The sequence below is a fragment of the Enterococcus casseliflavus genome (genome assembly GCF_029215545.1).
Lineage (GTDB): Bacteria > Bacillota > Bacilli > Lactobacillales > Enterococcaceae > Enterococcus_D > Enterococcus_D casseliflavus.
The window spans coordinates 687,913-714,620 of record NZ_CP119393.1; the positions used below are offsets into that span (position 1 = coordinate 687,913).

Consider the following 26,708-nt stretch of genomic DNA (forward strand, 5'->3'; position numbering starts at 1 on the left):
TAGGAGGAAAAAATGGAAACAGCAATGCAGTATTTAAAAGAAGACCCATGGAAAATTACGGAAAAGGCCTTTGATACAAAATGGTTAGGCAAGGCAGAAGCGATTATGTGCTTGGGCAATGGCTATCTGGGGATGCGCTCTGCCACAGAAGAGAAATATGTTGGTGAAACCCGTAATCTTTTTGTCGCAGGAACCTTTAATAAATTCGACGAAAATGAAGTGACTGAGCTGCCCAATGTACCTGATATGATAGGGATGGAACTCCTTTTTGATGGCAAACGATTAGATTTATCAAAAGGCACTTATTCAAACTATTCACGTTGCTTAAATCTGAAAACAGGGGAACTAACGCGGTCCTTTCAATGGAAGCATGGTCAGATCAATGTCGAACTGACCTTTAAGCGATGTGTTTCCTTTGCACAAAAGCATGTGTTTGCGCAACAAGTGATGATCAAGAATTTAGGAAAAGAAGTCAAGTTGGAAATTATTTCTGGTATTGATGGACAGATGACAAATAGTGGTTCGCAGCATTTTACTGAAGGAGACAAATCACTCGTCGATAATCGATTTTTACAAATGATGCCAAAGACCACTCAATCTAACATCGCCTTTGTTCTTTCGACAGCACATAATTTAGAAAAAACAGTAGATTGCTATGATGAAACCAAGAAACGGATCGAGATGGGTAGACGAAAAATCTACAATCGTTATTGGCAAACGTTAGCCGCAAATGAGATGTTAAAGATTGAGAAGTTTTCTTCTGTTTATACCAGTATCGATAAAGAATATTTAGGGAAATCACCACAAGAGTTGAAGAGGATTGCTCTTGAAGAGCTAAAAGAGATTCGTAAAAACGGCTATCAGGAATTAGCAAAAGCTTCAGCCGCGGCATGGGACAAAGAAGTTTGGTCCGTTTTTCCAATCAACATTAAGACAGAGAACCCACTAGATCAACTAGCGATTCATTTTGCGAAATACCACCTGCATGTGATGACACCAGCCCATGACGAACGCATGAACATAGGTGCCAAAGGCCTGTCGGGAGAAGGGTACAAAGGACATACATTTTGGGATACTGAGATTTTTATGTTGCCTTATTTTACCTTCACACACCCAGAAATCGCCAAAAAACTAGTGACTTACCGCTATTTAGGTTTGGCTGGTGCCCACAAAAAAGCTGCTGAAAACGGCTATCAAGGCGCCCAATTTCCGTGGGAAGCTGCTTGGCCTGAAGATGGTGAAACTACGCCAGTTTGGGGCGCTGCGGATATTATCACAGGCTTACCAACAAAAATTTGGTCAGGGTTTATTGAACAGCATATTACCAGTGATGTTACTTATGGCATCAAGCAATTTATCGATGTAACGAATGATCAACAATTCGCGGGGGAAAAAGGTTATGAAGTGATTTTTGATACGGCGATTTTTTGGGCGAGTCGTTTAGAGTGGTCCGAAGAAAACAAACGCTATGAAATTCTAGACGTCGTTGGACCAGATGAATATAAGGAGCATGTCGATAATAATGCATTCACGAATCATACTGCGCACTGGAACATTCAATTGGCAATCTCATTATATGATGAGCTGAAAAAGAACCAGTCGGAACTTTTTGGGAAACTGTCGGAAAAACTGCCGTTAAATGAGGCGTATCAAGAATGGCAAGCGAAAGTAGCTGCAATTTATTTACCACAGCCGAATGAAGCAGGAATCATTCCACAAGACGATACCTATTTGTCGAAAAAAGAAATCGATCTCACCAAGTATAAAAATGATTCGCAAGTAGGCACATTGTTCCACGAGTATAACTTAGAACAAGTCAATGAAATGCAAGTATCAAAACAAGCCGATGTCCTCTTGCTCTTGTTCTTATTTGAGAACCTTTTTCCAAAAGAAGAGAAACGGTTGAATTGGGATTACTATGAGCCAAAAACGCTCCATGATTCCTCCTTGTCATTATCGACACATGCCATCCTCGCTGCTGATTTAGGGGAAATAGCACTTTCTTATGACCTGTTTCAACAAGCGATCAACATCGATATGGGGGAGAATATGCTGTCTTCCAATGAAGGGATCCATGCAGCATCACTCGGTGGGATTTGGCAAATGACAGTCTTCGGTTATGGGGGCGTGCGTTGTTTAGACGGCCAGTTACGAATTGAACCACATTTACCAAAGGCTTGGGAAGCACTTGATTTTGGTATTATGTGGCACCAACAGCCATTACGGATAGAAGTCACACAGGAAGGTTTTACGGTCACTAACCATGGGGAGCAAGCGATCGAGTTTATCGCTTTTGATAAAGTTTATCAGCTTAAAGAACAAATCAAAATCAATTTTTAGGAGGAAACAAAATGACTGGATGGAAAAAAGTAGTAGGAACAGGGCTTCTATTGTCTGTAGCAGCATTGCTGGTAGCTTGTGGCGGGAACGAAGACACCAGTAGTTCGACAGATCAAACGGATTTCACGGGGGATTCGTTAACGATCGGTGTTTGGGGTGGAAATGAGGCGGAAGAAAAATCGTTGGATGAAATGATCCAATCTTTTGAAGAAGCAACAGGTGCTTCAGTTGAAAAGAAAGTATATACCGATTATAACACCCAAATTCAAGCTGATATGGCAGGTCGAACTGCACCTGATGTTTTTTATGTGGATGCCTATATGTTCCCATGGTTCTCGGAGAATGGCACACTTGCAGAATTGGATCCGGCTGATTTTGAAAGTGAACAGTTTTATGATAGCTTGATCGATGCTTTTACGACCTCGGATGGACAACTGCAGGCTGTTCCTAAAGATATGTCAACTTTAGCACTCTATTTCAATACAGCGATTTTTGATGAAGTTGGTGTATCGATCGATGAAGTACCAGACACTCTTGAAGCGTATGTCGAATGGCTACCATCGTTTCAAGAAAAAATCAATGAAGCTTATGGTGAAGGGAATGTTTTTGCCATGAGTTATAACCAAGATATGGCTCGTAACTACCATCTTGCAACGCGTGAAAATGCTCAACCAATCAATGAAGACGGGACGGCTAATTTGGCTGACCCAGCAGTAGTTGATAATCTTTCAATTTTAAAAGAATTGGTCGATACGAAAGCAGCGGTTACCCCGCAAGACATCGGAACAGGTTGGAACGGCGAAGCTTTTGGTTCTGGAAAAATTGCGATCATGGATGAAGGAAACTGGGTGTATGAGACCCTGAAGACAGAATTTCCTGATATTCCTTTTGTTGTAAAAGAAATGCCAACGTATAAAGGAACGGAAGGGTCAATGATGTTTTCTGTCGGTTGGGGAAAATATGTTGGGACTGAAAAAAGTGCCTTGGCAGATAAGTGGATTCAACACGCTACTGGACAAAGTGGTATGCAAGCTTGGGTAGAAGGGACAGGAACCTTGCCTAGTCGCCAAGATGTTGCAGATGCAGCGAAAATCACTGAAAATAGTGACTTGAATGTTCACTTAGAGGCATGGGATTATGCAACGATTTGGCAAAATGGAACCACTCTAGATACCATCAACAAAGCGTATCAAAACTTTTTACCTAATGCTTTGAATGGAAACATGACCTTTGAAGAAGCGATGGAAGCTGCCGATGATCAAGCGAATGCGGATATTACAGCAAACTAGTCAGACATTATAAAGAGGGGGGAGACCCTCCCTCTTTTCTTTGGAGAAAGGTGACAACACGATGGAACGAAAAAAACACAACTATACAAAAAGCCAATGGCAAGAAATCCGACAGGCGTGGCTCTTTCTGGCTCCAGCAATTATTGTCGTAGGAATCTTTTTCGTCTTAGCTGTTCTCTTTGCTTTTTATCTATCATTCAACGATGTCAATTTGTTTACCAATACGTTTTCTTTTAAAGGGATAGAGAATTATGTACGTATCTTTACCGATCAAAAAGCACGAATCGCACTTAGAAATACGGCCACTTTCGCGTTGGTCGTCGTTCCATTACAAACGATTTTTGCTTTGATCATTGCGTATATTTTAAGTAGCAGAGGAATCAAAGGGAAAAAATTGTTTCGGATGATTTATTTTTTACCGACTCTAACTTCTAGTTCAGCGTTGACGATCATCTTTATGTTTATTTTTAATATTTACGGTCCAGTCAATGACTTATTTATGAATTTAGGATTTTACTCAGAACCAATCAATTTTTTACAAGAACCGGCCTATGCGTTGAAAGTGATTATGGTGATGAATATTTGGTCGACCGTGCCCTATTATATGACGATCTATTTGGCTTCCTTAGTTGATCTGCCTCATTCGTTGTACGAAGCAGCGGAGATCGATGGCGCGACAACCGTGGATAAATTACGATATATTACGATTCCTTATCTAAGACCAATCACTACTTATGTATTGCTGACGGGCATCATTGGTACCTTTCAGATGTTTGATCAGGCGTATATCTTCTCGAACGGATCAGGAGGACCCAACAATTCGACTCTGACCTTGTCACTAATGATTTACCAATACGCCTTTGGACAAATGAACACGATGGGCTATGCGGCTGCATTAGCGATTGTATTGGCAATCATTATTTTTACTACATCACTTCTAGCAGAAAAATTGAACAAAGAAAGAGGGTAACGTCAATGAAAGGAAAAGAGAAAACAAAACTATTGAAAATCCTTCTCTATATAATCTTGATTCTTTATGCAGTGTTGACGTTTTATCCTTTTATTTGGGCAATCGCTGCATCCTTCAAACCTTATAGAGAAATTGTTTCTGGAGATATGAGCTTGATTCCGAATGAGTTTACTCTAGACAATTTTCGTTATGTCTTAGGGCGCTCCTCCTTGTTTATGCGCTGGTTTTTAAACTCCGTGATCATATCGGTTATTGGAACGACCATCAATATTTTATTAAATACGATGGCTGGTTATGCGTTAGCAAGGTTAAATTTTCCAGGACGTGAACGAATTTACTATGGTTTTTTGGCATTGATGATGGTGCCAGCTCAAGTCTTGTTGATTCCCAACTACCTGATCTTGATGAATCTAGGGATGTTAGATAGCTTTTCGGCCTTGATTTTACCGGCTGCCATCAATATCGGGAATATTTTTATGATGCGCCAATTCTTTTTGTCGTTTCCTAAAGATGTGGAAGAAGCTGCTGCGATCGATGGTTTGGGAAGGTTTCAAACATTCTTTCGTATCGTGATGCCATTAGCAAAACCATCGATCGCGACACAAGCTGTCTTTATTTTTATGGGCTTTTGGAATGAATTCATGAAACCAATGCTCTATTTGACTACGCCAAGTAAATATACTTTGACTCTAGGGTTGCAGACTTTCCAAAGTCGAAATGGTGGTGTACGATGGGATCAGACGATGGCGGCAAGTGTGATCACGATCATTCCCATTGTGATCATTTATTTGCTGTTCAATAAATATTTCTTACAAGGAGTGCGAATGGATGGCGAAAAATGATTCGTTTAAAGTAAGTGCAGAGGAACTTTCTCATCAAACACCTGAGTACCTAGAAACATTGTTTGCAGTTGGTAATGGTCAAATTGGCGTGCGGGCAGGGCATCCTTTAAAAGTTAATGAGCGCTATGTGGGAAATCCGGGCTCCTTTGTTAACGGTTTTTTTGATAGTGAGCCGATTCAATACGGTGAATGGGCGTATGGCTATGCCAAAGAGCATCAGACGATCATCAAACTGCCAAATCTAAGAGGCGTGCGCTTACAGATTGGTGACGAGGACTCTAGTGCTTCAGAATGGCAAATAAAGCCTATACAAATGACTTTAGATTTAAAAAAAGGCGTGTTAGATGAATCCTATAAAGTAGTAACGCCACTGGGGAAAACTTTTGAATTGGTGATGCAGTCTTTTGCCTCTGTGACACGAAGTGAACTTTACGTATGTCAGTATCAAATCAAGAACACCAATTTCTCAGAGCCAATTTCCATGACACATCCGTTAGAACAAAAAGCAGCAATTGTTCAAACAGATGATCCTCGGGTTGCCAGTAAAGCGCATCGCTTACGAAAAACTGATTTTCAGGATTATGCTATTTGGACCGCTGAAACTAGTCAACGAAGCATAGCAATTCGAGTGATCAATGGCGAAAAGCAATTACAAGCAGAAGATACGCTTACGACGGTTTTCCAAATGAAATTACTTGAAGATAATCAAAATCCCGAAACACCTTTTAAACAAGAGTTAGCCGATTTTGAAGTTCTCTTGCAAGAGCAGCAACTAAGCTACCAGCATTTTTGGGCAGCCAGTGATATTCAAATCGAAGGAGACCCAATTCTTCAAAAAGGGATTCGATTCAATTTATTTCATTTGAATCAAGGAGCAGGAAGAGATGGTAGAACAAATTTCGCGGCCAAAGGATTGACGGGGGAAGGCTATGAAGGTCATTACTTCTGGGATACGGAAATGTACCTTTTACCGTTTTTTATTTTTACGAATCCTGAAATTGCCAAAGCATTACTTTCTTATCGGGGGAACATCTTACCACAAGCCAAACAACGGGCGCAGGAGCTAGGGCAAGAGGGAGCATTATTTGCTTGGCGGACAATCGACGGACATGAAACAAGTGCTTACTATCCAGCGGGAACCGCTCAAGTTCATATCAATGCGGATATCGTGTATGCATTCCAATTGTATGAACGGGTGACAGGTGATGAGAGATTCATTGAAACCGTGGGTAGTGATGTTGTTTTTGAAACGGCAAAATTCTGGTTGAGTTATGGCGATCTGGTAGAAAAAGACGGCAAGCTTGCTTTTTGTATCAATGGAGTGACCGGACCTGACGAATACAGCGCTCTTGTTAACAATAATTTTTATACGAATAAGATGGTTCAAAACAATCTTTACTACGCAATTGAGTTAGCACAGCGATTTGGAAAATACCAAGAATCAATTAGTGCTTGGCAGCAGGCAGCCGATTTAATGTATTTTGGCTACGATGAACAGCGAGGCATTACCAAACAAGATGATGGATTCTTAGAACAAGCAGTCTGGCCGTTTGAAACTACACCGGCTGAAAAGTATCCTCTCCTGTTACATTATCATCCGATGGTGATCTACAAACATCAGGTCTGTAAACAAGCCGATACGGTTTTGGCACAAATGCTTTATACAGGAGATTTCAGTCTTGAGCAATTAAAAAAAGATTATGATTATTACGAGCAAGTAACGACGCATGATTCTTCCTTATCTCGTTCTATTTTCAGCGTGATGGCGAGTCGAATTGGGGATTCTGAGAAGGCGTATCGTTATTTCATGGATACGGCTTTGATGGATTTAACGGATTTACAAAAAAATGTTGTCGATGGCATTCACGCAGCCAATATGGGCGGAAACTGGCTGAGCTTGATTTACGGATTTGCTGGTTTGTATTACGATCAAGGGCTGCGATTAGCGAATCACTTGCCACAGAAAATAAAAGAACTAAAATTTACGCTCTTTTATCAAGGAGAACCTGTTAAAATCAGTTTAAAGGATCAATGTATTGACTGTCAGTTAGCGGAGGAAACACGATTGATCGCTAGTAAGACTGATGGTGGTATCTGGATAAAGGAGAGATAGCAAATGCGAACAACGATTCGCGATGTGGCAAAGGCAGCCGGCGTATCAATAGCGACTGTATCTAAAGTTTTTAATGGGTATAGTGATATCAACCAGCAAACCAAGCAAGAAATTTTAAAAATAGCGAAAGAATTAGACTATTCCCCAAACATGGCAGCAAGGACACTGTCTTCGAAGAAACAGCAAACGATCGCCTTGATTTTAAATGAGTTGAATTTTAATCGAAAATCAACGATGCCTTTGGAAGTGTTGAATGGGGTCTATCGCTATACGGATCAATCAGATTTTGAATTTGTCTTTTATGGAACAAGCACCGAGAAACAAAAGCAGAAAACGTTTAGTCAGTTCTGCAATGAGCACAATATCACTGGAGTAGTGATTCAAGGCTTAAAAACGACAGATCCATACTACCAAGAAGTACAGCAAACCTCTTTGCCGACAGTTCTGATTGATATGGAAATCGACAATCCTAAGATCGGCTTGGTTTCGATTGACAATGAAAAAGCGGCGCAAGAAGCTGTGGATTTTTTGATTGCCAATAATCATCGACAAATTGGCATGATCAACGGGAGTCGTGATGCCAATGTCAGTGAACTTAGAGAAAAAGGCTACCGCGCTTCTTTGGCAGCGCATGGCTTGTTAGTGAATGAGTCGTATATCCAGTACGCCAACTATGAAGAAGAAATTGCCTATTTGATTTGTAAAAATCTGTTAGAAAACAATCAAGAAATCACTGCACTGTTCTGTGCTAGTGATATTATGGCAATCGGAGCGATACGAGGAATCAAAGACATGGGCTTGCGGGTTCCTGAAGATATTTCGGTCATCGGGTTCGATGATATTATTTTGGCTAGCTACGTAACGCCTGAATTAACAACCGTTGCCCAAGATATGGAACGAATCGGTTATGAAGCAGCTGAATTACTAGCAGACATCATCACCAATCAAGCAGAAACGAGCCATCGAAAAATTAGTCCCCATCAATTAAAAGTGCGACAGTCGGTAGAGAAAATCAGCGAGGTTCGCTAAATAAAAAAGACATGACCTTCATTGAGTGAAGATCATGTCTTTTTTTGTGGAGAAGAAAACTCAAACAAATTGGTCGGTCATATGTGGCAACAACAAAGTGAAAGTCACGACCATTCGTTTTTTTGATAAGAAGCAAAGCACAAGGCAAGCAACTTCTTGTAGAAATTTCCCTTAATGAAAGGGAAGATATACCTATGGAGGTTGCTTGGGTTTGACTCTAAACTAGTAAGCGAGGGAGAGAGAGATGGAAAAATTAAGCCTATTGTTGTTAAGAACACTTTCGGAGCATGACGGTTTTATGACGAGTAAAGCGGCTGCTGCCGAGTTGGGTGTTAGCAGAAAAACCGTTCGCCGTTATGCAGAAGAAATCAACCAGCATCAAGAACGATACGGTTGTATGATTCAAGCGAAAAAAGGGAGTGGGTTGTATTTACAAATAACGAACGAAGAAGCTTTTCAGCGAAGGAAAGAACAAGCGTCCCACAATGACGACTTTGTTTCTAGAATTATTGAATTCTTTATTCAAGAAGAAACGTATATTAAATCCGAAATGCTTTGCGAACGCTTATTCATTTCTCAGAGTAAGCTATCTCAAGAATTGAAAAAGCTGCGACGGATACTAAGCCATTACCAGCTCTCCATTCAAACGAAGCCGTATTACGGAATGAAACTTAGCGGTAGCGAATTTGACTTGAGACGGTTTATGGCTAGTAATTATTTGCAAAGAACCCATATCAAGCAGTTAGAAGAGGGCACAATCAGCGAAGATACACCGTCGCTTCTTCACCAGCAGATAAAAGCGATCGTTTCGACGGAGTTTTCGCAAAAAGCCTACCCCATGTCGGAGGCTATTTTGAACAATCTGGTGAATCATTTAGCGATCGCTGTCTTACGCATGCAAAGCGGCCGCTACTTAGATCGAAACCTACCGATCAGCGGCAGGACCAATGATGAGCAGACATTACTAGGAGAGCGAATCATCGCCAGAATTGAAAAAGAGTGTGCTGTACATTTTACCGAATACGAGCGAAATTATGTTTTAGGGCAAATCGTTGGCAAACGAGTAGTCCCTAGAAATGAAAAGATGACTGTTTCAGATGAAGCAGCAGAATTGGTCAGCAAAATTTTAAAAGCGATCAAGGAAAGCCGCCAAATCGATTTCAGCAAAGACTTGGATCTGCAAACGATGTTGATGTTGCACTTTGCTCCGCTGATCGATCGGATCGAATTGGGGATCGAGCTGAAAAATCCTTTGTTGAATGAGGTGAAGGTACACTGTAATGTCGCTTATGATTTAGCCATCATTGCCGGTCAAGTCATTGCAAAGCAATTTGAAAAGACCATCAGTGATCATGAACTCAGCTATTTGGCGATGCACTTTGATGTGGCTTTAAATAAGAAAAATTCGCAAACACAGCGCAAGTATATTTTAGTGGTCAATGACCTAGGCCGAGCGGCCAATACCTTCCTTAAAGAGAAATTTGAGTTTTATTTTCGCAATTATATCAAGAAAGTCACGGTATGCAATCAATATGAATTTTTGCAAATGATCGAAGAGCAGGAGTTCGATTTTATCTTTTCTTCGATTCCACTTCCTTACGAAGGAACGATTCCTGTTATGAGTGTTGATTATTTTATGCAACCGGATATGATCAAAAAGATCGAAGCCGCATTGGCCGCTGTCTTCACAGAAGAAGTGCTTTTGAACTACTTTAAGGAATCGTTATTCATCTGTGAACAAGAATTTGAAACAAAAGAAGCGGTGTTGCATTTTTTATGCCAACAAATCAAAGAACAGTATTCAATGCCTGAGAATTTTGAAACGTTGGTTTTTGAACGAGAAGCCTTTTTTGGAACCGATTTCTTACCGTCAGTCGCTTTCCCTCATCCCAATGCGCTGATTGGTGCAGAAACGGTGATTGCCGTTGCAAACTTGAAAAAGCCAGTGTTCTGGTATAAACAGACGGTTCGTCTCGTTTTCTTATTAGTGATTGCTGAACAAGATCACTTAAAAGTGAAACCGCTGAATGATCATTTGATCAAACAATGTTCTTCGTTGGATAAAGTAAACAAACTAGCTGCGACAACGGACTTTATGACGTTCATTAATTATTTAAAGGAGTAGTGTATGACAAATGAAAAAGTAACCTTAGAAGGTGCGTATAATTTTCGCGATTTTGGCGGCTATCGGACCAAAGAGGGCAAATACGTAGTGACTGGAAAACTATACCGCTCAGACGAATTGAGCAAATTGACAGAAGCTGATCAGAAAAAATTAGCAGCTCTGGGAATTGAGAAAATTATTGACTACCGCAATGCCCAAGAAAGAGCAGACAATGAAGACAAACCCATTGGGAATGCTCAGATACTTTATTTGACGCCAATTGCTGATATTGCTGCTTTAGCTTCTTCAGAAGAAGGGGAGCCAATGGCGCTTTCTGCAGAAAAAATCACCGCCGAAGTTGCAAAAGAATTGATGATTCGGCAAAATTATGAATTTGTTGAAAACAGTCAATGCAAGACCGTTTTTAAAGAAGTATTGGCCATTCATTTGGAAGCTGAAGGTGCAGTGGTTCAGCACTGTCGTGGTGGCAAAGACCGCACCGGGTATGGGGTTGCCCTGATTCAGTTACTGTTGGGTGTCAGTTATGAAGAGGTCATGGAAGATTACCTGCTGACCAACGAGTACAAAAGGGAGAAAAATACCAAGAGTCTCAAGCAGATACAAGAAGAAACGAACAACCCCGATTTTGTGGCAGCAATGCGATACTTCAAAGAAGCTGATCGGTGTTTTTTACAAACCGCTTTGGATTTGATTGAGGCTCATGGGGGGATTGAAACGTATGTAAAAGAAGAACTGGGTTTTTCACAGCAGAAAATCCAGCTGCTTAAAGATAAATACTTGCGGGATTAAGTGAAGGAGGACCTTATGAATACACTGAAAGATAAAATACTAGCTGCAGCCGTTCAAGTACAAAACAATATTTATATGAAAGCCATTGCCAATGCAATGATGGGCTTAATGCCCGTCATGATGATCAGTTCCATTGCTTCCTTGATCAATGCGATCGACATTGGGGCAACGCAACAGATAATGGAACAAATTGGTGTGAAAGCATTATTAACCCAAGTCAACGCGATGACGATCGATGTCGTTTCCGTTTATGTCGCCTTTCTAGTTGGCTATAAATTAGCCGAGCATTTAAATGCGGATCAACTAAATGCCGGTATCATGAGTTTGGTATCATTTTTGATCTTGAGTCCGATTTCGACTTTAGAAGAAACCCGTACGATGGAGTTGTCGACCCTTGGCTCCGGTGGGATGTTTGTCGCCATGTTTGGCGGATTGTTGGGTGCCAGAATTTACATTTTATGTGTACAGAAGAATTTGATGATCAAAATGCCGGATTCGGTACCGCCGATCGTCAACAAATCCTTTGCAGCGATCGTGCCAGCAATTATTGTTTCAGCCATTATGGGCATCATTTACGTGGGTATGGCGGCAACTCCTTACGGCACACTGACAGATATGATCTATACTTGGGTACAAGCTCCATTGACCTTATTAGGAGCGAATATTTTTGCTTGTATGATCATTGTGGCGTTTATCGAATTTCTTTGGTTCTTTGGCATTCACGGAGTGTTGGCTGTTTATCCGATCTTGATGTTGGTCTTTTACCAACCAGGGCTTGATAATCTGGCGGCGTACAGTGCCGGCCAAGCATTACCACATCTGTTTACGATTGGGTTTATTTTGAACAATCGCGGGGCTCGTTCATTTGCAGTCGCTTTACTGGCTATTTTTGGCTGCAAATCAGAGCAACTAAAAGCTGTTGGTAAAATTGGATTGATCCCTTCCATGTTTGGTATTTCTGAGCCAATCAAATTTGGGATTCCTCAGGTGATGAATATCAGAATGCTGCTTCCCTTGATGTTAACACCGGCTGTTTCCGTGTTGTCAGCATATCTCTTAACAATTGTCGGCTTTTTGCCTTATCACAATGGAGTCAATATCCCGACTGGCTTTCCGATTATTTTCGGTGGCTTCTTAGTGAATGGCTGGCAAGGGATCATTGCACAATTGATTCAATTTGTCTTATGTGTCATCATCTACATCCCTTTTATGCGTCTGCAAGACAAAGCAGCACTAGCTGAAGAAAAGAATCTGCAAACCCAAGCGGCAGTCGTTGAGTAACAAATAACGAGAAAATGGAGGAACAATGATGAAAAAAATAGTGTTGGTTTGCGCTGGCGGCATGTCTACTGGCGTCTTAGTAAATAATATGAAGAAAGCAGCGCAAGAAAAAGGAGAAGCGGTGGCGATCGATGCGTTCTCCATTGAATCTGTCACGACTGCAGCAAAAGATGCTGATTGCGTACTGTTAGGACCGCAAGTTTCTTACCGATTAAATGAAGTCCAAGGCTTAGTTGCTTGTCCAGCAGCCAGTATCGACATGCGCACCTATGGCATGATGGATGGAAAAAAAGCATTGGAACAAGCACTTGAACTAATAGGAGAGTAGAATGGAAGAAAAAGAACAAATTTGTTTTCAGATTATCTCGCAAGCGGGTATGGCAAGAAGTTGCTTTTTTGAAAGTATTCAAAAAGGAAGAGAAGCCCAGAATCTGGCTGCACTGCAAGCAATCGAAAAAGGAAAAGAACACTATCATGAAGCCCATTTGGCACATCGGAAGTTAGTTCAACAAGAAGCTCAAGGGGACAAAGTTTGGATGTCCTTACTATTAAGTCATGCGGAAGATCTTTTGATGAGCGCAGACATCATGAGTGAGCTTGCAAAAGAGTTTCAAGGGTTGTATGAAGAAATTCAGGCAATTAAGCAAACGATTCAGTCTACTGGCTCCTAGCCGAAAATCGCAATAAGAAAAAGAAACGAAGTGTCAGTCTTTTGACAATACACTTGGTTTCTTTTTGCTTAAATTTGGCACGCAAGTTGACAGGATTGCTTGAAAGTGTAGGATAGAAGAAAGATGGAACTTTAAATCAAGGCAAGGAGTCGGACGATGAAAGTTTTAAAATCCCATACCGCACTTTTGATCATCAGCAATACGATCACGATCATCCCGTATCTTTATTTCTTATCTTTGAGCAAAGAGCAGTCGCTAAGTGCAGCATTAGCCTTTGCGCTCTTTTATACCTTTCGCATGACAGGGGTCTTTTTCTTACAGACGCTTACGGCGCTTTTTGCACCATCATTGTTAGCAGCAAGTGTCTTGATCGGCGGCGCCGGCGCATTGGTAGGTATCTTGAGCACTTGGTGGAGCGTGGCACTCTTGCCAACTGCTGGTTTGTTGGGGATCAGTGCTTCTTGGCTGCCGCCAGCTGATCTGATGGTACGACAAAAAGCCAAGCTCACTGAACAGCCGCTGAAAAATGATTGGAAGGAGGCGCTGTTCTTTCTTTTTGTTTTACTGTTTGCCTTACGGTTGCCTGATGACCTTCAAGGCGTTGGCCTATTTGGCAGTTATTTTGCACTCTTTGTGCTGGCAGCTAAGAGTAGTCAAACCTTCAACAACCTCCCAAAAAGACCGTTGATGCAGCGCAACCAGTTATTCAACAAGCAGTTTTTGTTGTATTTCTTTTTCTTTCTCTTACTGTTTGGCTTGCGAGCAGCCAGGCTGATCAAGTCGAATGCCCTGTTTGAGTGGGCGATTACTGGCTTCTTGTTTCTCTTTGCTTTGCTGCTGATCACTTTAACGAAACGCAGCCGCTCGTGGAAACAGCCGCTTCACTTGAACATCCTCACCTTTATTCGGGGAGTGATCGGTAACTTTCTTTTTCTTTTCGGCTCGGTCTATGTTACCGGTCGATTTGGGGCACAAGCGCTTAGTACTCACGTTTACTTGCCTTATGCACTGGGCCTTTTTGGCGCAATGTTTCTCGGAGGAAAACTCGCACGCTTGCTAGAAAAACAGTTAGTACCGGCGTATTTGCTTGGATTGATGGTTGGTGTTCTTCTATTTAGCAGCGATCTTTTGATCCCAATAAGTTTATTTGTCATTAGTTTCTTTAATGCGGGATTGAATCAATGGCTCACGAAACAGTATTTGGCGGCAAAACCGGAAGCAATTGAACAGCAGAGCTTGGCCAAGTATGCCACACAAAGCAAAGGGAGTCTGGTACATCAATTTCTTTTGATGACACTCCTATTTGTTATTCTTCGTTTTGAACATCAGCCGCTGGCTTTCTTGTTTCAGCTATCAGGAACGACGGCAACGAATCAGACCTCAAGGATCCAAAGCTTTTTAGAGCCAGCAAAATGGGGCTCGATTGCAGGAGTACTCTGTTTGCTAGTAGGTGGACTGGTGGTATTTCTTAGGAATCGTAAAGAAAAATGATGGAGAAATGATTTGGAGTTGATTCGGTGTAATCGACAAAGAGAATGGTAAATAGTTTTGTATCAACTAGAAAAAAGAGGCGGAGATCAAAGATGCCAACAGTTAAATTCAATGATTTTTTTTAAGAAAAATGAAAGACACTGAATTCAAAGCTGAATATGAAGCTGAAAAAGTGAAACTTACTAGTGCTGTAGCATTGATGAAAGCGCGAGAAAGTGCAGGACTCACACAAAGAGAACTTGCAGCGCTCGCTACTGTTCCTCAGTCGACCATTGCACGTATTGAGAGAGGGGATAATACAAGTTTCGAAAGATTATCCAAACTTGCTTCCGCCCTCGGAAAAACCTGACTGTTAGTCTAGTTTAGGTATGCTTTAGTTATGGCAAAATTGAATGAGTAATACAAACCAGACAATTGTCTATTTAAGATAGTTGTCTTTTTTGGCAATAGTATTTAAACCAACGATAGATGAGACCTGCAACCTTTAGGAAAACGATACTTTTATGTGATAACTTTTTTAGTTTTTTCCTATTTTGTTTGGAGAGTATTTGGACAGATACTCTTATTTTAACGAAAACAAAGCACTAAAAATTAGTGCTTTGCTTATAGTTTTTTATAAAAAAGAAGATGCCTAACCTAATGAGACAATCAAGGCTTGTCCTGCCCGTGCATCCTCTCTATAATAAATCTTATCAAAACGGAGCAAACAATGTCAAGATATCGATTAGCTACTATCAACCTTTGATTTACTACAGAGATAGTCATAAGGACAGACAGTAAAATAAAGAGAAGCGATGTAGAAATTTATGAGAATAAGAACGGATAGACTCCTTTAAGGTCATAGTTGGAAAAAGCTTTTCTTGATTTTTGCGAATTATAATCACAATCATCGGACTGGAAAAGCAAATGAAGTAAGCTACCACTATAATATAATCGATTGAGAGGAGACGAATCAAATGGATATAGATAACCTGGATTTAGTTGAAAGATTGAAGCTTGAGAAGAAAGCAAATATGCATGGAGGAATCTATCATATGACGCAAGTTGAAATGTCGTACAACTCCAATCGGATCGAAGGCTCTCGGATATCAAAGAAGCAGACAGTACTGATATTTGAAAATAATATTGTTCCTCCAGCTGAAAATGGTGAGGCAACTAAAATTGATGATATAAAAGAAACTGAAAATCACTTCAAAGGGTTTGATTATATCCTAGATAAGGTTGAGGAACCATTGACTGATGATTTCATTAAAGAGCTACATCGTATATTGAAGAAGGGAACTTCAGATGAATTCAATCCACTTACACCAGTAGGAGAATATAAAATAGTACAAAATGCGATTGGTTTTGCCCATGATGAAGTGGCGACCGCTGATCCAAAAGAAGCAATTATCAAAATGAAACAATTAATTGAGAGGTACGAAAGTAAAAAGATGATCACTTTGTCCGAAGTAGCAGACTTCCATGTCAATTATGAAAGAATTCACCCCTTTGCTGATGGGAATGGGCGTACCGGTAGATTGATCATGTTTAAAGAGTGTTTGAAACACAACATCATACCTTTTGTAATTAATGATATTCATAGGAATTTTTATTACAAAGGATTAAGCCATTGGGGCAAAGAGAATGGGTACTTGTTAGATATACTAGATCTTAGTCAAGATATGTACCAGCAGTTTCTGAAAAAGATGAAATTTGTTGGTATTATCAATAAAAGGATAGGATTATGAATGAGTCTGAGGAAAGAATAAAAGAAAAACTTGAATTAGATAAGAAGAGAAAAAAGCCAACAGACTTACAAGTTGAAGGGAGGGAAATGTATCTATTTTGATGCTCTGGTGATTAATATACTCTGATAAAGTAGGAGGCAAAACTATGAACACAAAAAAAATGGCAGAGATTATCTATAGTGTCGCTCGATACGATGGGTATAACACTTCTGTTTTACAGACGCAAAAAAACTTAAATAGAGATAAGAATGAATGGGAATTCAGCAACGAAAAGGATAGAGTCCTTTTTGAAGATTTATTGCGAGCAATTCACTATGCGGAGCAACAAACAGAGCTATCCGTTGAAGTGTTCAAAGGAATCAACGCGCAAATGCATTCTAAAATGGAAGGGCAGCCTGAAGAGCCAGGGAAACTTCGTGAGAATGTTCAGGTTTACGTTGGTGATTACATTCCTCCTAGAACAGTTACAGCAGCTATGGTTGAAAGAGAGATTAACGCTGTCTCTTCTAAAGATATTGCAGGGGCATGGGAACTTTTTGCTCGTCTAGCTAAGCTTCAAGCGTTTGATAATGGTAATAAAAGAACTGTATTGATTTCAGCGAATCTATTTTTGGGTGCTATAACCAATGAAACGAATGAATACTTGACTATCCCGATAGATTTCAGACGCGCTAGATTTGACGCAAATCTAATCGAATATTATATGGCGGATGACTGGGATGATCACATGCCAGATGTGGCGTTTTCTCTGCATCAGTTTATTTCTTATGCTACAGAATACACAAAAAAAGTCACAGCCAAAAAAGTTTGACGAGAGAGTGCAAACGGCAAAAGAAAGCAGTAAAACGATTAGAGAAAAGATGCATTAACTAATAGGAAATAGATAAGATGATAAATCAAAAAAACGTTACTTGGTCAACTGGACCAGGTATTTTTTTTATCTAAACCTGAGAATAAAGGTTTGCTAAAATCAGGATCAAGGTATTTGATCCTCTCCTGATCAATATTGCGCCAGCAATTTGTCTCCTGAAAGGACAAAAAAATAACCATTCTAGGTACTAGAATGGTTAAAAGGGAAAGGAAAAGTTTTTGAGAAATCTTTGAGCAATATCAAAAAAAATTTCCTCGTCCAAGGTATCGATATACTTGACGTTACGGTTGGCTGCTTGGGTGTAATCAAGTGAAAATACTTGTAGTGTGTTTACCTTGCTGGGTCTCGAATCGTTTGATTTGAGTTTATCGCTTTGAATGGGAACAAGAAAAGGACGCTCTTTGTCACTTGTTGTGATTGGACAAACAATGATTAGATTCGTTGCAGAGTTATACGTATCTTTGCTTAACACTAAGGCAGGACGTCGTTTCCTGACTTCATAGCCTTTTGAGGGTTCGAAATCAAGAATAACGATATCTCGCTGCCGTGGTTTATAATTCATTCAGTTCGCCTCCCTGCGGCGTGTAATCGATTGCTAATTCAGGAAGAGAGAACTCACCTTCTTGGGCAGTATCAAAAAAATCTTCAACTTTGGGAATCAGTGCAACCGTTCCGTTTTGTTTTTTGATGATTAGAAATTCTTCACCTTCTTTGATTCCCAGCTTTGCAGGAATCGTAATGACAAGAGAATTCCCTTGTTTTCTAGTTTTTGTAGAAGTCATAAAGCATTCCTCCTTTTAGTAAAAGTATACCATGTGATTACGTGGTAATACAAGGTGGGGACACTCACTTTTATTTGACATAGACTTCAATTTCCTTGATATCATTTGACGGACTTCTTGAGTTTAGAATATCAATGATATTCTCCCTAATTATTTGCCTTGCGGTAATCGCTAGCAGGGCAGTTAATAAGTCGATTAAGGGTGTTTCGTCAAAGTTTTTACTGTCTGGCATTCCGATTAAATAGTAGGATAACAATGAATTAATGCTTGTTTCATAAGATTTGATTGTAAAAGGAGTGTCTAGTGATTCTTTGTCTTTGACAAAACACCTAAACTATCTTCTTTTGGGCGTTAAAAAGAGAGGATTCATTGATTTAAAAAGTTTCAACCAGCTCATTTATTTCTTCCGATTTTTAAAAGAGTAATTGTCACAGTTTTTTTTGAAATCGCATAAAAACCGAACGTTCAGCGTTTTATCTTCCTTTATGATAGTGAATTTTATTGCACTATTTTCGAATAGCGTTAAAATAAGAACATCGTGTTAGTGAAAAAGGAACATTAAATGAACGGCTTTTTCCTGACAATATCTTAGAGAACGGGGGAAATCAAACAAATGGCAACCATTCACTATTTTAAAGGAGATGTTTTCCATACGCCAACTGATGGAAAACTAGAATATATAGAAGAAGCTTTGATTCAAGTCGATGACGCAGGGATCATCGTAAAAGTGACTGCTAAAACAGATCAAGGGTATGAGTCAGAGCTGGCGAAAGCATCAGAGAATCTGCAGGCATTATCTGCAGGCCAGTGTTTTTTACCTGGGTTTGTCGATCTGCATGTCCATGCACCGCAATGGCCGCAAGCAGGAATCGCGTTAGATGAACCGTTAAATGTTTGGTTAGATGAATGCACGTTTCCGCTGGAAGCAAAATATGCCGATCCGGCATTTGCCAAAGCTGTCTATCAAGATTTGGTGGCACAGCTATTGGCAAGAGGAACGACAACGGTTCTTTATTTTGCAACGATCCATCTAGAAGCGAGCCTTCAATTGGCGAAGACTTGTGCCGCTCTTGGTCAACGGGGATTAGTCGGAAAAGTCGTTATGGACGATCCCCAAGTCAATCCTGTTTTTTATCGGGATGCGTCAACAGAAGAGGCATTAGCGGATACAGAACGTTTTATTCAAGAAGTACAAGCAATCGCAAAGACCGCACCTCAAGGCGTTTATCCTGTGGTCACTCCGCGATTTGTCCCGAGCTGTACCGATGAAGGCTTGGCAGGCTTAGGCGCATTGGCTCAAAAATATGATGTCCATGTTCAGACTCACTGCAGTGAAGGGCAATGGGAACATGACTTTGTTCAAGAACGATTTGGCAAAACGGATACCGAAGTGCTGCAAGATTTCGGCTTGTTGCGTTACAAAGCAGTGATGGCTCATGGCAATTTCATCAGCCCAGCTGACGGCGCCCGTTTTGTCGAAACCGGCGCCGCAGTTGCGCACTGTCCCATCTCAAATGCCTACTTTGCCAATGGCGTGATCCCAATCAAGCGCTTGAAAGAACAAGGAGTCACGATTGGTTTAGGAACAGATATCTCCGGCGGTTTTTCACCGAGTTTGTATGACAACATCAAACAAGCTGTGATGTCTTCGAGAATGTTAGAAGATGGCGTAGATGTCACGCTTCCCCAAAATACACGAGGAGTAGCAGATTCTCGTATATCCGTGATCGATGCGTTCTCATTAGCGACAAAAGGCGGCGGTGAGGCACTGAAATTACCTGTAGGTGTCATCAAAGAAGGCTATGCGTTTGATGTACAAGTGATCGATACGCGACAAAAAGAAAATCCTTTGCCTGACTTCGGTGTGTTCACCTCACCCGAAGCAAGATTACAAAAAATCCTGTACTTAGCAACGATGCAAAATATTCGCCAAGTCTGGGTCCAAGGAAAAAAAGTACACGAAAAACGAGGAGAATGAGACAGTGGAATCAACGAAAAACAAACATTTAACGATCGGAATGAATGAAGACATTCCCTTTGGTCAAGCAGTACTTTTAGGGTTGCAACATGTGTTGGCAATGGACGTGTATGTGCCGCCATTTATTATCGCAACGGCGGTGGCGATGTCCTCTTCAGATGCATCAGGTTTGATCCAATCGACCTTTTTAGGAGCAGGGATCGCTTCTTTGATCCAAGTCCTCTTTTTCTTGAAATTACCCGTATGTCAAGGACCATCCTTTGTACCCGTTGGAGCGATCATCGGTATTTATTTTGGTGCCAACGGTATGGACACGGTGTTAGGTGCCAGCATTGTTGGTGCTGCAGCAGTCATTTTACTAGGTTTTACTGGCATCTATAAGTATATCGTTCGTCATTTTATTCCTACGATCGTCAGTGGGACGATCATCATGATCGTTGGTTTGACGCTGCTGCCAACAGCATTTACCAGCAATATCTATCCTGCCACTGAAACACTAAGTGCCAATCAAAACATGTTGTTAGCTGCGATTACTGCTGCGATTTTGATCTTGTTTTCCATGTTAGGCGATTATTTTCCAGGAATGGGGAAATACTTCCGAATCAGTTCGGTCATTATTGCTTTGGTTATCGGTACCGTGATTGCTTCCTTTATGGGGGGCGTTGATTTTCAGTCGGTGGCGGATGCTTCTTTCTTTAGTCTGCCAAAACTGGTATTTCTAAACTATGGCCTGCACTTTGATGTTTCAGCGATCTTAACGATGCTAGTGATCTATATGGTGCTCCTAGCAGAAACAAGGTACTTGGTATGCGGTCAGTTCCGTGACAGAAGAACCTGTTACGGATGAACAGATCAATAAAGGCGTGATCGGCGAAGGATTAGGCTGCTTGGTTGCCGCCTTAGTTGGAACGACACCTGTAACTGGTTATTCTACCAATGCAGGGATCATTTCGATCACAGGGGTTGCTAGTAAAAAAGTCTTTGTGATGGCATCCATTTGGTTTATCCTATTGTCCTTTATGGGAAAACTTTCAGCCTTGATTCACGCAGTACCTTCTGCTGTCATCGGCGGCGTGTTCGCGGTCGTCTGCGTCATTATTTTGTTGAGCGGCTTTCGGGTCATTAAGAATGAAGAGTTTTCCGAGCGGGAGTTGTATATTATCGGGGTACCGTTGATTATTGCCATCGGCTTGTTGTTTATGCCAGCAGAAATCAAAGAATCTGCGCCTCAATTCTTACAATATTTATTAGATTCACCGATTGCTTTAAGCGCTATTGCGGCGATCATCATGAATAAATTGATCCCAGTGAAGAAAAAAGGCTCTTCGACATTTAGTGTTGGTAGAGAAAGATACAACTGAAAATTTAGTCATAACCAGTTAGGCAGATTGCTTAACTGGTTTTTGTTTTACTTGGAAGATTAAGCCTTGAATGAGATAAATTCTTGCTCGAAAGTTGTGGAAATTTCGATAGCCGTAGGCTACTCGTTTTATCACTTTTATCTTGTTGTTTGTTCCTTCTAATGCCCCATTACTATACCTGGTTTTTAAAGCATATTGAATCCCTAATTTGTATTTATTTAAAAACGTCAGCTTCTTACAAAACCATTTTGGGAGGCGTTGATCTAAGCTGTTGATCGTATCGAAAAAGCTTTGGCTGTCCTTGTGTTTAAAGTGATAGAGGAGGAGCTGACAAGTCTCGTAAGCCCTTGTTAATTGTTCGTCATAACTCAAAAGTTCATCGACGATCGCTTTTTGCGTCATTGGTCTACGAAAGGATCGATCATATTGATAATTGGAACTATCCAGATCATAGGCATGCTTAAGGAGCAATTTCCAGAATCGCTTCAATCGTCGATACTTTGTCGGTTCCGTTTTTTGAAAGCTGTTCATTGTTTTAATTCGCAACTGGTTTAACGCACGAGTGATTTGTTGGACAATGTGAAAGCGATCGGTCACGATTTTTGCGTTTGGGAAGACCGCCTTTACAAGTTCAAAATAAGGGGCATTCATATCCATCACGACGTATTTCACGTTCGCTCGTGCTTTTCGGGTGAATTTAAGGAAATATGGTTTTAAGAATGCAAGGCGACGATTCTCCAATACGCCGATCAATTGTTGGGTCTGCCCATTCATAAAGACAAAACTCATTTTTCCGCTGCAGGACTTCATTGATTTGAACTCATCAAAACAAAGGACCGAAGGTAACGTATCAAAACGAGGATGATACGTTTTTAAACAGGTGTGTAGGACACGCAGAACGGTTACGTCAGAGACAAAATAGCGATCGGCAATTTCTTTTCTTGTTGTATTCTTGGCCAGCTCCAAGGCGATTTGAACCTTTAATTCTTTTGAAAGATAGCAGTTTTCATCCACCAAGTTTGTCTGAGCATTGAATGTCGACTGACATTCTTTACAGTAAAAGCGCGTACGTACCAAGCGTAATTCTGTTTTGGTGTCTCGATAAGGCAAAAGTTGAACTTTTGTTTTGTGTGAGCCATTCTTGATGATTTGTCCTTCATTTTTGATGCCACATTTACGGCAATGGCTTGGTATATAGCTAAGTTTGGCATGGATAAGATTGATGCGAAACCCCTCTTCTTCTACTGTCTCTAACCATTCTTCTTCGAAGAATAAATTTTCATCTGTTAAACCTAACAATTTTCTAGTACAATGATCCATGGAGATATCCTTTCTTGGTTTGGTTTTGTTTTAGACGACTAAATTCTACCAGTTAGGCTATCTCTTTTTCTATCTTTTTTTACAAAAAAAGTGTCAGTAGAAAATCCGTAGATTTTCCACCAACACTAAATATTGTAGAACCAGAAAAAATAGAAAGTAAATGAGGAACGAGACCTTGTCTTGTTCCTTCTTTTGTTACAATCCTGTGTAAAAAGAGGGTTTTTTGTAATATAGGAAAGGTTTTCTAAGGTTAACTGGTTTACCTGAAAACAAAATAACTGTAATGTTAAAAATTACAACAGAGTAAAGCTTGATATGATAGGATTCTCAAATTCTTACGAAACGTAAGGCAACTGTCGTTTTCGTAATCATCTGTAATGAATTCTTTACCTATGAAATATTCTTCGATGTTAGACTTGTTTATGCGCTTGAGTCATCTCAAATGACGCAAAATGAGTTTCAAAGAAGGAGATTTAATTATATGAAGTCTTTAAAAACTGTTTTACTTAGTACAGCTGTCCTTGCCGGTTTCGGCCTTTTCTTAGGTGGGAAAGACGCCTTTGCAGACGAACAATACACTGTTCAATCTGGTGATACTTTATCAACAATCGCTACTAACTTTTATGGTTATAGCTCTGATGATACGATCAATGCGATCGTTGAAGCAAACGAGATTGCTGATAAAAACTTGATTTTTGTTGGGGAAGCATTGATCATCCCTACAGATGGCACTGCAACTTATACAGAATCTGCAAGCACGACTGCTGCAGCAAGTGTACAACAACCAAGTGAACCAGCAGCTTCACAATCAAGCAACACACAATCTGCTGCAAGCACACAAAGCAGCTCAAGCTACAGCTCTTCAGCTAGCGGCTCAGAAGCTTCAGCAAAAGAATGGATCGCCAACAAAGAATCTGGTGGTTCTTACACAGCGACAAACGGACAATACTATGGCCGTTACCAATTAACCAACTCTTACTTAAATGGTGACTATTCAGCTGCTAACCAAGAAAAGGTTGCCGATGAATATGTTGCATCACGTTATGGTTCTTGGTCTGCTGCCAAAGCATTCTGGGAAGCAAATGGTTGGTACTAAGATTCTCAAATGAATCTTGTCCGTGACATCTAGTAATCAATTGCCCTTATTGGCGAGTACAACTTACTCGCTGATGAGGGCTTTTTTGTGTCTACTGAGAAAGGTGAATGAATGTAACGCTGCTTTCAGCTGCATGTAACATCATTATCAGTCGACATGCCACTGATAAAAAATCCCTTTTTCCACGACAACCATGTATAATAGTAGGAAATAGAGCAGCAAGCGATTCAATCTGTCAAAATTGAGACAGAAAATGGCGAATTTGATAGCAGAAAGTGGGGGAAACACAATGAGTACATCGATTGAAGAAAAAATTGCACAAAAAATGCAGCGATTTCAAGCATTTGGGGAAGGCTTGCCGGGAGCCAAAGTCTATTATCGCGAAGATTGGGATGCAATCTACTTTGATTTAGTAGGAAAGCAGTTTGGGATCATGAGTCCACAAGCAGAAGAAACAGCGTTTTTGACTTTGAAAAATCTGCCCGAGGTCAACGAAACGCTGCGAGAGCAATTTCCTGACGTCATCATTCCAGGGTATTATGCCAATAAGACCCATTGGAATACCATCAAGTTGGCATCTGATGCCTTGATGGAAGAAAACATCGAACAAATGATTTTGGTTTCCTACGATTTAGTCAAACAAAAACTGACAAAAAAACAAAAAAGTGAGCTGGAAAACAGCGAATCGTAAGTCAAAGATTTAGCGACAAAAAATAATCAAACCAGTATCGAGGATCATCATAATCCCTTTACTATTCGTTATTTTCGACAACATTTATGCAATATTTTCAAAGAGCTTTCATGAAAGCTCTTTTTGTTTTATTTGTTCGCTTGTTTCCCGTCGTGATCCATGGTAAATTGTTGTGCAACCGAAATTTTTTGGCAGTCTTTTCTGCTAAACACAAAGGAGTGGTACGTATATGGATCTGGTCTTACGCCATGTCAAAAAGTACAAAGCGGCAACCGGCATTGCCTTATTATCGGTCATTTTAATGGTCGTTGCTGCATTATGGCAGCCGAAGCTCTTGCAGCAAGTGCTAGAATCAATTATTACCGAAAACAATGATGAAATGAAAAAAATTGGTGTGCAGCTGATTGGGCTAGCATTGCTAGGCCTTGTTGCAGGGATTATCAACACGATTTTTTCTGCGAAAGTGGCGCAAGGCGTTAGTGCCGATATTCGGGAAGAGATGTTTCGGAAAATCCAGACATTCTCATTTGGTAATATCGAAACCTTCTCGGCAGGAAACCTAGTGGTTCGCTTGACCAATGACATCACGCAAATTCAAAACTTAGTGATGATCTCGCTGCAATCGTTGTTTCGCATCCCGTTCTTATTTATCGGTGCCTTCATTTTGGCGATGACAACCATGCCGCAACTTTGGTGGATCATCGTCTTACTAATTATCGCTGTCCTAGTGATTACGGCACTCTCCTTTACACGGATGGGCAAACACTTTATGATCATCCAGAACTTGATCGACAAAATCAATGGGATTGCCAAAGAAAATTTGATGGGGATTCGTGTGGTGAAATCTTTTGTTCAAGAAGAAAACCAGCTACAAGGCTTTTCCAAAGTCAGTGAAACGTTAACGAAGCATAATATTATCGTAGGAACCCTGTTCTCTGTAATGATCCCCTCCTTTATGCTGGCAGCCAACTTAGCCGTCGTCGGCGCGATCTTCTTTGTCAGTGATCTAGCGAAAGATGATCCAACCTTGATTGGGGGAATTGCCTCATTCATGAATTATTTGATGCAAATTATGATGGCGATCATTATCGGCGGCATGATGATGATGATGACATCGCGGGCTGCAGTTTCGCTAAAACGGATCAAAGAGATTCTAGATACCGAACCAGATCTGCAATACCAAGATGTCCCAGAACAAGAGTTGTCTGGAAGTGTCGCTTTTGAAAACGTCAGTTTCCGTTACCCTGGGGATGAAAAAAATGCCCTAACGGCTATCAGTTTTACCATCAAACCTGGCGAAATGATTGGGATCGTAGGGGCGACTGGTGCCGGCAAATCAACACTGGCGCAGCTGATTCCCCGTTTGTTTGACCCAACGGAAGGTGTCGTGCGAGTTGGCGGCGTTGACTTGAAAGAAGTCAATGAACAAAGCTTGCGTAAAACGGTCGCTTTTGTCTTGCAAAAAGCGATCCTCTTTTCAGGAACGATTGCCCAAAACTTGCGGCAAGGGAAAAAAGACGCCTCAGAATCTGAGATGTCTCGCGCAACGGAAATCGCCCAAGCCAGTGAATTTATTCAAAAATTGACCGCTGGGTTTGAAGCGCCGGTCTCCGAGCGCAGCAGCAATTTTTCTGGAGGACAAAAGCAACGCTTATCGATTTCTCGAGGGGTGATCGGTGAACCGAAAATTTTGATTTTGGATGATAGTACGAGTGCATTAGATGCTCGTTCGGAAAAATTGGTTCGCGAAGCGTTTGAAAAACAATTAAAAGACACGACAACGATCATCATCGCGCAAAAGATTGCCTCTGTTGTGAAAGCCGACCGCATCTTCGTTTTAGATAATGGACGTCTGGTTGGTGAAGGAAGCCATGAATTTTTAGCCAATAACAATGCTATTTATCAAGAAATCTTCGCAACACAGAAAGGAGAGGAGTAA

At 40.7% G+C, this 26,708-nt stretch carries 22 protein-coding genes and 1 pseudogene; 20 read left to right on the forward strand and 3 right to left on the reverse strand.

What is annotated here, in order from left to right:
- Positions 1-12 precede the first annotated feature (12 nt).
- From P0G38_RS03280 to P0G38_RS03350, 15 genes are all read left to right on the forward strand, one after another.
- Positions 13-2,340: a glycoside hydrolase family 65 protein gene (locus P0G38_RS03280; RefSeq protein WP_275854030.1), complete on the forward strand. Its 2,328-nt coding sequence runs from the start codon at positions 13-15 to the stop codon at positions 2,338-2,340.
- 11 nt (positions 2,341-2,351) lie between these two features.
- Positions 2,352-3,629 carry a sugar ABC transporter substrate-binding protein gene (locus P0G38_RS03285; protein WP_275854031.1) on the forward strand — a complete coding sequence of 426 codons (1,278 nt, stop codon included), beginning with the start codon at positions 2,352-2,354 and terminating at the stop codon, positions 3,627-3,629.
- 61 nt (positions 3,630-3,690) lie between these two features.
- Entirely contained in the window at positions 3,691-4,599 is a 909-nt protein-coding gene (locus P0G38_RS03290) for a carbohydrate ABC transporter permease (protein ID WP_005228471.1), read from the forward strand.
- Positions 4,600-4,604: 5 nt separating this feature from the next.
- Positions 4,605-5,441 (forward strand): carbohydrate ABC transporter permease, encoded by an 837-nt coding sequence (locus tag P0G38_RS03295; RefSeq protein WP_005228472.1) that lies wholly within the window; start codon positions 4,605-4,607, stop codon positions 5,439-5,441.
- The gene (locus P0G38_RS03300) at positions 5,428-7,554 is read left to right on the forward strand and encodes a glycoside hydrolase family 65 protein (RefSeq protein ID WP_275854032.1); all 2,127 of its coding nucleotides are present in this window, start codon (positions 5,428-5,430) and stop codon (positions 7,552-7,554) included. Before P0G38_RS03295 ends, P0G38_RS03300 begins: the two co-directional genes overlap by 14 nt.
- Positions 7,555-7,557: 3 nt before the next feature.
- On the forward strand, positions 7,558-8,583 hold the full coding sequence (locus P0G38_RS03305; protein ID WP_005234088.1) for a LacI family DNA-binding transcriptional regulator: 1,026 nt from the start codon (positions 7,558-7,560) through the stop codon (positions 8,581-8,583).
- 244 nt (positions 8,584-8,827) lie between these two features.
- The gene (locus P0G38_RS03310) at positions 8,828-10,708 is read left to right on the forward strand and encodes a BglG family transcription antiterminator (protein ID WP_086297971.1); all 1,881 of its coding nucleotides are present in this window, start codon (positions 8,828-8,830) and stop codon (positions 10,706-10,708) included.
- A gap of 3 nt (positions 10,709-10,711) precedes the next feature.
- Positions 10,712-11,497: a tyrosine-protein phosphatase gene (locus tag P0G38_RS03315; protein WP_008380628.1), complete on the forward strand. Its 786-nt coding sequence runs from the start codon at positions 10,712-10,714 to the stop codon at positions 11,495-11,497.
- Positions 11,498-11,512: 15 nt separating this feature from the next.
- The gene (locus P0G38_RS03320; protein ID WP_061053196.1) at positions 11,513-12,778 is read left to right on the forward strand and encodes a PTS sugar transporter subunit IIC; all 1,266 of its coding nucleotides are present in this window, start codon (positions 11,513-11,515) and stop codon (positions 12,776-12,778) included.
- 28 nt (positions 12,779-12,806) lie between these two features.
- Complete coding sequence (locus P0G38_RS03325) at positions 12,807-13,106, forward strand: PTS sugar transporter subunit IIB (RefSeq protein ID WP_034872120.1); 300 nt, start codon at positions 12,807-12,809, stop codon at positions 13,104-13,106.
- A 1-nt stretch (position 13,107) separates the two neighbouring features.
- Entirely contained in the window at positions 13,108-13,449 is a 342-nt protein-coding gene (locus P0G38_RS03330; RefSeq protein WP_061053195.1) for a PTS sugar transporter subunit IIA, read from the forward strand.
- A 156-nt stretch (positions 13,450-13,605) separates the two neighbouring features.
- The gene (locus tag P0G38_RS03335; RefSeq protein ID WP_275854033.1) at positions 13,606-14,940 is read left to right on the forward strand and encodes a hypothetical protein; all 1,335 of its coding nucleotides are present in this window, start codon (positions 13,606-13,608) and stop codon (positions 14,938-14,940) included.
- Between the two features lie 130 nt (positions 14,941-15,070).
- Entirely contained in the window at positions 15,071-15,289 is a 219-nt protein-coding gene (locus P0G38_RS03340; protein ID WP_275854034.1) for a helix-turn-helix domain-containing protein, read from the forward strand.
- Positions 15,290-15,896: 607 nt separating this feature from the next.
- Positions 15,897-16,670: a Fic family protein gene (locus P0G38_RS03345; RefSeq protein WP_275854035.1), complete on the forward strand. Its 774-nt coding sequence runs from the start codon at positions 15,897-15,899 to the stop codon at positions 16,668-16,670.
- A gap of 145 nt (positions 16,671-16,815) precedes the next feature.
- Positions 16,816-17,481, forward strand: a complete 666-nt coding sequence (locus P0G38_RS03350; RefSeq protein ID WP_252704509.1) for a Fic family protein — start codon at positions 16,816-16,818, stop codon at positions 17,479-17,481.
- A gap of 256 nt (positions 17,482-17,737) precedes the next feature.
- Here the strand turns inward: P0G38_RS03350 and P0G38_RS03355 are convergent, their stop codons facing one another.
- Complete coding sequence (locus P0G38_RS03355; RefSeq protein ID WP_159160750.1) at positions 17,738-18,103, reverse strand: type II toxin-antitoxin system PemK/MazF family toxin; 366 nt, start codon at positions 18,101-18,103, stop codon at positions 17,738-17,740.
- The gene (mazE, locus tag P0G38_RS03360; RefSeq protein WP_159160751.1) at positions 18,093-18,323 is read right to left on the reverse strand and encodes a type II toxin-antitoxin system PemI/MazE family antitoxin; all 231 of its coding nucleotides are present in this window, start codon (positions 18,321-18,323) and stop codon (positions 18,093-18,095) included. The genes P0G38_RS03355 and mazE overlap by 11 nt, the downstream gene beginning before the upstream one ends.
- 613 nt (positions 18,324-18,936) lie before the next feature.
- On the opposite strand from mazE, the gene guaD reads away from it, so the two are divergent.
- Positions 18,937-20,301, forward strand: a complete 1,365-nt coding sequence (gene guaD, locus P0G38_RS03365; RefSeq protein ID WP_275854036.1) for a guanine deaminase — start codon at positions 18,937-18,939, stop codon at positions 20,299-20,301.
- Positions 20,302-20,341: 40 nt separating this feature from the next.
- A pseudogene (locus tag P0G38_RS03370) lies at positions 20,342-21,662 on the forward strand (uracil-xanthine permease family protein).
- Positions 21,663-21,680: 18 nt separating this feature from the next.
- Here the strand turns inward: P0G38_RS03370 and P0G38_RS03375 are convergent.
- The gene (locus tag P0G38_RS03375) at positions 21,681-22,982 is read right to left on the reverse strand and encodes an ISL3 family transposase (protein ID WP_275854037.1); all 1,302 of its coding nucleotides are present in this window, start codon (positions 22,980-22,982) and stop codon (positions 21,681-21,683) included.
- 481 nt (positions 22,983-23,463) lie between these two features.
- On the opposite strand from P0G38_RS03375, the gene apf reads away from it, so the two are divergent.
- From apf to P0G38_RS03390, 3 genes are all read left to right on the forward strand, one after another.
- A complete protein-coding gene (apf, locus tag P0G38_RS03380) occupies positions 23,464-24,078 on the forward strand; it encodes an aggregation-promoting factor (protein ID WP_005228480.1) in 615 nt (204 codons plus the stop codon).
- 289 nt (positions 24,079-24,367) lie between these two features.
- Complete coding sequence (locus tag P0G38_RS03385; RefSeq protein WP_008380641.1) at positions 24,368-24,769, forward strand: MmcQ/YjbR family DNA-binding protein; 402 nt, start codon at positions 24,368-24,370, stop codon at positions 24,767-24,769.
- A 229-nt stretch (positions 24,770-24,998) separates the two neighbouring features.
- Positions 24,999-26,708 (forward strand): ABC transporter ATP-binding protein, encoded by a 1,710-nt coding sequence (locus P0G38_RS03390; protein WP_060791424.1) that lies wholly within the window; start codon positions 24,999-25,001, stop codon positions 26,706-26,708.